Genomic DNA, 8,027 nt, shown 5'->3' on the forward strand with positions numbered 1-8,027 from the left:
AATATTGAGGCGGCTGTATATACACTGGCTCCATTCGATCTTCTCTATCTCGGAATAAACTGCGCCACAGGTCCCGAGTTTATGACCGACCATCTCCGGACGCTTTCTGATATTTATCCCGGTTTTGTGGCTGTAGTTCCGAACGCAGGACTTCCGAACGTCGATGGGGAGTACGATGAAACCGCACAGCAACTGTCGGACATAATAGAACGGTTCGCAAAGAACGGGTGGGTGAACCTCGTCGGCGGCTGCTGCGGGACAACCGATGAATATGTCAGGATGATGAAGGAAAAGGTCTCAAAATTCAGCCCGAGAGCGCTGCCGGAAGAACTCGACAAATCGGCAATGGCGGGCGCTGAGGCTTTGGTGCTTGAAGAGGACAACAGACCGGTTCTCGTCGGGGAACGGACGAACGTCATCGGCTCGAAAAAGTTTAAGAAACTTATCACCGAGAACAGGTACGAGGAGGCAGCGGAGGTAGGTCGCTCACAAGCTCGCAGCGGGGCGGGGATATTGGACCTATGCACGGCAAACCCGGACAGGATAGAATTGGACGACTTCCTGAAAACCCTGAAACCTCTACTCCGAAAGACGAGAACTCCGATAATGATCGACACAACAGATTCCGATGTAGTGGAGGCTTCTTTGAAAAGCATCGGCGGCAGACCCGCAATCAATTCGGTGAACTTTGAGGACGGTGAGGAAAAGATCCGGCAGGTTGCGTCGCTCGCAAAGAAATACGGAGCGACCCTTGTGGTCGGATTGATCGATGAGGACCCCGATCAGGGAATGGCGATAACGGTAGAGCGAAAATTAGAAATAGCCGGGAGGGCGCATCGATTACTGACGGGCGAGATGGGATTTTCCGATGGAGAGATAATATTCGATCCGCTGGTTTTCCCCTGCGGGACCGGTGATAAGAACTATGTAGGTTCAGCCGAACAGACTATACTCGGCGTCAAGGCGATAAAGGAAAAATTCCCCTTATCGAAGACCGTATTAGGTATTTCGAACGTTTCTTTCGGTCTTCCAAAAGAGGGAAGGGAAGTGCTGAACGGAGTGTTTTTGTATCACTGCATACAAGCCGGACTTGATTTCGCAATTGTGAACGCAACAGGTTTGAAAAGATACGCGAGTATCCCCGATGAAGAGAGGGAGCTGTCCCTTGATCTGCTCAATAACAGGCGGGATGACGCGATTGAAAGGTTTGCCGATTTTTACAGGGAGGCGCGACCCTCGATGGAAGAATCGGTGAAAGATATGCCCGTCAAGGAAAGAATCGAGTATGCGGTCATCGAGGGGGTCAGGGAAAATCTGATAGAAAATATTGACGAACTCTTAAAAGACGACAAACCGCTCGACATAATCAATGGACCGTTAATGGACGGGATGGCGATAGTCGGCGAAAGGTTCGGCGCTAATCAGCTGATAATCGCAGAGGTTCTCGAAAGCGCCGAAGTGATGAAGGTTGCGGTCAGCTATCTTGAAACCAAATTACCCGAAGGTGAAAAAGCTGCGAGTAAGGGGAAGATAATACTTGCGACCGTCAAGGGAGACGTCCATGATATCGGCAAGAATCTCGTGGATATGATATTTTCGAACAACGGATATGAAATAATAAACCTCGGAATCAAAGTTCCGCCCGAAAAACTCGTTGAGGCGGTCAGGATTCATAATCCAGACATAGTCGGGCTTTCGGGATTATTAGTGAAATCTGCGCAGATGATGGTCACAACCGTCGAGGACTTTAAATTTGCGGGGATAAACACACCTATGATCGTGGGAGGAGCGGCGCTCACGAAAGAATTTACGTTGACACGGATATCACCTGCGTACGGCAATATCGTATTTTACGCAGAAAATGCCATGAAGGGATTATCATTGTGTCACAATCTTCAGGACCCTTCGGAAAAAGAACTGTTGTATGAGAAGTGGCAGGCAAGTCAGGACAGACGGATAGAACGGGCGAAAAAACGGGCTGAAATAAAACCTGAACCGATGCCGGAGGTACTGCCGGGTTGGAAGGAATCCGAAATTCCCAAAGCTCCGGATTTTGAGCCCCATATCTTTATTCCGGATAATTTGGATGATGTGTTTTCTTATATAAATAAGAAGATGCTCTACGGCAAACATCTGGGGCTTCCCCGACCCGAAGCGCGACTTTCAGATGGAGAGGACAAGCAAGCCCAAAAGGTAAGGATGGCGGTTCAAAGGGTAATGGACAAGGTTAAACAATCAGACTGGTTCCAGCCCAAAGCGCTCTACTTGTGGGTTGAGTCATGGTCGGAGGATAACCGTATATTCTGGAAATCGGATAACGGTTCTCTCAGGCTGGATCTGCCGAGACAAAATAAGGATCCGTACGCTTGCGCCGCTGATTGGGTGGCGCCCAACGGCACCGGAGACTCAATAGCAATTTTTATAACGACTTGCGGTAAAGAGCCTAATGAAATAGCATTGAAATGGAAGGAAGAGGGCAGATATCTCGACAGCTTTATACTTCAAGCGCTGGCGATAGAGACTTCCGAGGCTCTTGCAGAAATGATCCATAAAAGGATAAGAGACGAATGGGGATTCCCCGACAAAGAAGATATGACTCTAAAAGAGATCTTCAAGGCGCAGTATCGCGGGATCCGTCTTTCCTTCGGCTATCCGGCTTGTCCGGATTTGGAGGATCAGGCAAAACTGTTCGAGCTGCTCCAGCCGGAGAAGAAAATCGGAGTCAGATTGACGTCCGGCTTCATGATGGAGCCTGAAGCTTCTGTCAGCGCTCTCGTTTTTCACCATCCTGAGGCACATTATTTCCGCGCAGAATGAATATTCCCGGAAGGGGAAATTCTCAGTATCTCTGTCATGCTGAGCGCCTGCCCAACTGATGTTAGGCGGGGAGTCGAAGCATGAGCGGTCAGGACCTGTCCGACTGATGCCAGGCGGGTAAATCCTGACTCGCAGGAAATAATTTTATACTTGCATTACTCGATGTTGAAAGTTACTATCAACTGATGCAAATGCAATCTCTACCTGCGGATATTTAGCGGGATATGGTGCCGGGAAAGGCAGATATCCCAACCCTGACACCTTCCATTATTTCTTTTCCTTTTCGTTTCAACAGGTTCCGATTTAATCGATTCGGAGTCAGCCGTTCACGCCTCAAAGGATGTATCCTGTGAAGGTACGACTGATACTCGAGGACGGAGCCGTTTATCATGGCAAGTCATTCGGAGCAGAGGAGGAAGTGTTCGGAGAGATTGTCTTCAACACTTCTATGTCGGGATATCAGGAGATAATCACCGACCCCTCATACGCCGGGCAAATCGTACTCATGACCTATCCGCACATCGGCAATTACGGAGTCAACAGTCAGGACATGGAATCCGATGCTCCCGTTCTCAGGGGACTGGTCGTCAAGGAGCTGTGTGAGTACCCGAGTAATCACCGTTCAGAGAGTACGCTCGACGATTTCTTGAAGACACACAATATACCGGGCTTACAGGGCATTGACACGCGTTCTCTGACCCGCAGGATTCGTGAAGCCGGGGCGATGAGAAGCATGATAACCTCTTCGACGCTACCCGATGATGAGCTGATCTCGAAAGTTAAATCTTCCGATAAGATGACAGGTTCTGAACTCGCTTCTTCGGTCAGCTCCAAAGAGGTTCGCCCTTTCGGCGGAGAAGAGAGCGCTTTTAAAGTCGCGGTGATCCATTACGGTATAAAGGGTAATATCATTAAAGAGCTGATCAAAAGAGAATGCGGCGGAAATATCTTTCCCGCGACTGTGTCAGCCAAAGAGATAATCAAATCCAAGCCGGACGGAATACTCCTCTCAAACGGTCCCGGCGACCCTGCCGCTGTGGGTTACGCCATCGAATGTATAAAGGAACTGCTAAGTTATGTCCCTCTTTTCGGTATCTGTCTCGGGCATCAACTATTGGCTCATGCATTGGGAGCTGAGACGTATAAACTCAAATTCGGACACAGGGGAGCGAACCATCCTGTATTGGACAAATCGACCGGAAAGGTCGAAATCACGGTTCAAAACCACGGGTTTGCGGTTTCGGCCGATTCCGTCAACGGAGAGGAAGTGGAGATCACTCACGTAAACCTGAACGACGGAACGGTGGAGGGTTTAAGACACAGACAGTTACCGCTGTTTTCTGTCCAGTATCATCCTGAAGCAGCTCCGGGACCGCACGACAGCCGATACCTATTCGACAGGTTTATAGATATGATGAATAATAAGAAATAAATGAGTTGAAGAAGCCTGAATCAGTATTGATAATCGGCTCCGGTCCTATAGTCATCGGGCAGGGAGCGGAATTCGACTACTCCGGTACGCAGGCGTGCAAAGTCCTCAAGCGTGAAGGGATAAGGGTAATCTTGGTGAACAGTAACCCCGCGACTATTATGACCGATCCTGAATTAGCCGATGCGACTTACATTGAACCCATAACCGTCCCGGTCTTGGAGGAGGTTATTAAAAAGGAGAAACCCGACGCCATATTGCCGACTATGGGAGGGCAAACCGGCCTGAACATTGCGGTTGAGCTTGCGGAATCAGGATTTCTTGACGAACAGGGCGTTGAGCTGATCGGAGCGAAGCTCGAGGCGATCAAAAAGGCGGAAGACAGGGATCTGTTCAAGAAAGCTGCCGCCGCCGTCGGATTAAAAGTTCCCGACGGAGATATAGTCACTTCATGGAAAGAAGCGGAGAAGTTAATCAGCGAAATCGGATTCCCTCTGATTATTCGTCCTGCCTTCACATTGGGAGGATCCGGTGGGAATACCGCATATAATATTGAAGAGTACAGGGAGCAGGTGGAGATGGGGTTGTCGGCAAGTCCGATTTCAGAAGTGATGATAGAGCAGTCGATAATAGGCTGGAAAGAGTACGAGTTGGAAGTTATGCGTGACAGAGCGGATAACGTGGTCATAGTTTGTTCGATAGAAAATTTCGATCCGATGGGAGTTCATACGGGTGACAGCATAACGGTGGCGCCGCAGCAGACACTTTCCGACGTCGAGTATCAGGAGATGCGGGATAAATCTATCGCTCTGATCCGTGAGATCGGTGTCGAAACGGGCGGTTCGAACATTCAGTTCGCTGTACACCCGGACAGCGGAGAAATGATGGTTATCGAGATGAACCCCCGTGTATCAAGGAGTTCCGCACTCGCAAGCAAGGCGACCGGATTCCCGATTGCGAAGATAGCCGCTCAACTTGCGGTGGGTTACAGACTCGATGAGATCAGGAATGATATAACAGGCGAAACCCCTGCAAGTTTTGAACCTGCGCTCGATTACGTGGTTGTCAAGATACCCCGATGGGATTTCGAGAAGTTCCCAAAAACCGACAAGCGTCTGGGAGTACAAATGAAGGCGGTGGGTGAGGTAATGGCTTTCGGCAGGAACTTCCGCGAAGCGCTTCAAAAGGCTCTCAGGTCTTTAGAAATAGGCAGGAGCGGACTCGAAGAGCCGTCGATACGCGCGACCCGGAACGGTTTAAACGGGCAGAGCAGGAAAAAGATCCGGGCGAACCTCGGAATGGTCAGGAGTCAAAAGATATTCGATCTTCGGGCGGCGTTTATAGCAGGTCTGGATGTTGAAGAAATTTACTCGCTTACCAAAATCGACCGATGGTTTCTTTATCAGATCAGAACGATAGTAGATGAGGAAAAAGAGCTGAATGACGCCCTAAAGAACGGTTCGATATACGATCAAGAATTCCTTCGCAGGCTAAAAGAGAGCGGATTTTCGGATGCTCATATAAGTTCAGTGGCAGGGATCGACGAAGTAGAGTTTCGGAAGGAACGGAAAAAACTTGGGGTAGAAGTTGTGTATAAGACGGTAGATACATGCGCCGCAGAGTTCCGCTCGAACACTCCCTACATGTATTCTACTTACGAGGACGAGACCGAGCATGTCAGGAACGATTCCAAAAGCGTGATCATTCTCGGCAGCGGTCCGAACAGGATAGGGCAGGGAATCGAGTTCGATTACTGCTGCGTGCATGCGGTTATGGCTTTAAGAGAGGAAGGATTTGAGGTTTCCATGATAAACTGCAACCCGGAAACGGTCAGCACCGATTACGATACAACCGACAAACTCTTCTTCGAGCCATTGACATTTGAGGACGTGATGAACGTAGTAGATGCGGAGAAACCGGACGGTGTGATAATTCAATTCGGCGGACAGACACCGCTGAAACTCGCAAAAAAACTTAAAGAGGCGGGTTGTAATATTTTCGGTACTTCCCCTGAGAACATCGATCTCGCGGAAGACAGAGAGAAATTCGGCACGGTTTTGAACGATCTGAAGATAAAGCATCCTGAATACGGTGTCGCAAATTCGGTCGAAAAGGCGCTCGAAGTCGCGAATAAAATAGGGTTTCCGGTCCTTGTCCGACCCTCCTATGTTTTGGGCGGGAGAGGGATGGAGATCGCTTACGATAAAGATATGATGAGGGAGTTCATGATCAAAGCGGCGGAGGTGACTCCGGAGCATCCCGTGTTCATAGATAACTTCTTAGAGGGCGCTGTCGAGTTTGACGTGGACGCAATATATGACGGCGAGCGAGTGATGATCGGCGGCATAATGCAGCACATAGAAGAAGCGGGGATTCATTCGGGCGATTCCGCATGTGTCCTCCCGCCGTATCAGGTGGGCAGCGGTGAACTCAAGATTATGAAAGAATACACGGCTAAGATCGCAAGTGCGCTTGATGTTCGAGGTCTCCTGAACGTCCAGTACGCCGTAAAGGACGGCGAAGTATATGTCATAGAAGCAAACCCGCGAGGTTCCCGAACGGTGCCATTCGTGAGCAAGGCAACAGGAGTGCCATTAGCGAAGATAGCGGCGAAGGTTGCAGTCGGGATAACGTTAAAGGAACAGGACGTCAAGGAGATTCCGGTCTTGAAGCACATATCCATAAAAGAACCTGTATTTCCATTTACGAAATTTCCGGGCATATCCGTTTACGGAGGACCGGAGATGCGTTCGACAGGTGAGGTGATGGGAATTTCAGACTCCTTCGGCGAGGCGTTCGCCAAGGCGTTCTGGGCAAAAGGACACAAACTGCCGGAGTCGGGCGGTGTATTCATCAGCGTGAACGACGCCGATAAGCGAAAAGTAGTGGAGATCGCACGCGATTTCTCTGAACTCGGGTTCGAGTTGATCGCCACCGACGGAACGAGCAAACTGCTGAAGGAGAATGGACTAAACGTCAGAAAAGTCTACAAAGTGGCTGAAAACAGACCTAACGTGGTCGATTTGATAATAGACGGCGAGATACAACTGATCGTCAACACTCCGCTCGGACGTTCCTCACGCTTCGACGAGCGCGCCATCGGTGACGCGGCGATAAAATACCAGATACCATGCATAACCACCATATCCGGCGCCGCCGCCGCTGTCCGCGGCATCCGCGCACTCAAAAGCGGCGGTGTGCTGAAAGTGAAGAGCCTGCAGGAGTATAATATTTAAGAAAATGTATAAACTAAATATTACTTCGAATTACTCAATCGACATCAATAAGAACTACCTTGACCGGCACAGCAGGAAAATGTCTTCTCAATCTTTCTATATCATATACGAGCTGTTCACCGTATGAAACACCCGTTGACATCTGTTTATGAAGTGCATGGCATGGGACTATTTCAATTCCAACTTCTGCTTTATTCTCATTGAAGAAATATTGAAATTTGCAAGAAGAGCTGAGCAAGAATATAAAGACAGACACTGAATTGACCTTGAAGGTACTCATTATCTACTTGATTATGCTTCATTGGAACCCTCTGGACGACGGGCTTTATTTTTTACTCCTGAAGCTGTGACTCTAAAAAAGGAATTGAGGAGATGGCGAAAGTTAGTATCTCCTCTGAATCTTCCACTGTATGATTCAAACGGGTTAAAAACAGTGCGTGATGATGCAAATTATTTTGCCAGGCCGGTTGTCTTTGCGCATACAAGTAGCGATAGGTTCGAATATATCTTAGCTCACGAATTACAACACGTTGCTTTTGATAGAT

Annotated in this window: 3 protein-coding genes and 1 pseudogene; 3 read left to right on the plus strand and 1 reads right to left on the minus strand. The window is 49.0% G+C overall.

What is annotated here, in order from left to right:
- From IID12_08795 to carB, 3 genes are all read left to right on the plus strand, one after another.
- On the plus strand, positions 1-2,817 hold a 2,817-nt coding region (locus tag IID12_08795), incomplete at its 5' end, for a dihydropteroate synthase (protein ID MCH8289187.1).
- A 349-nt stretch (positions 2,818-3,166) separates the two neighbouring features.
- Positions 3,167-4,249 (plus strand): glutamine-hydrolyzing carbamoyl-phosphate synthase small subunit, encoded by a 1,083-nt coding sequence (gene carA, locus IID12_08800; GenBank protein ID MCH8289188.1) that lies wholly within the window; start codon positions 3,167-3,169, stop codon positions 4,247-4,249.
- Complete coding sequence (carB, locus tag IID12_08805; GenBank protein ID MCH8289189.1) at positions 4,246-7,482, plus strand: carbamoyl-phosphate synthase large subunit; 3,237 nt, start codon at positions 4,246-4,248, stop codon at positions 7,480-7,482. The genes carA and carB overlap by 4 nt, the downstream gene beginning before the upstream one ends.
- A gap of 34 nt (positions 7,483-7,516) precedes the next feature.
- On the opposite strand, the pseudogene IID12_08810 reads toward carB, so the two are convergent.
- A pseudogene (locus IID12_08810) lies at positions 7,517-7,702 on the minus strand (BstYI).
- Between the last annotated feature and the right edge of the window lie 325 nt (positions 7,703-8,027).

The sequence above is a fragment of the Candidatus Neomarinimicrobiota bacterium genome, from assembly GCA_022567655.1.
Lineage (GTDB): Bacteria > Fidelibacterota > SORT01 > SORT01 > SORT01 > JADFGO01.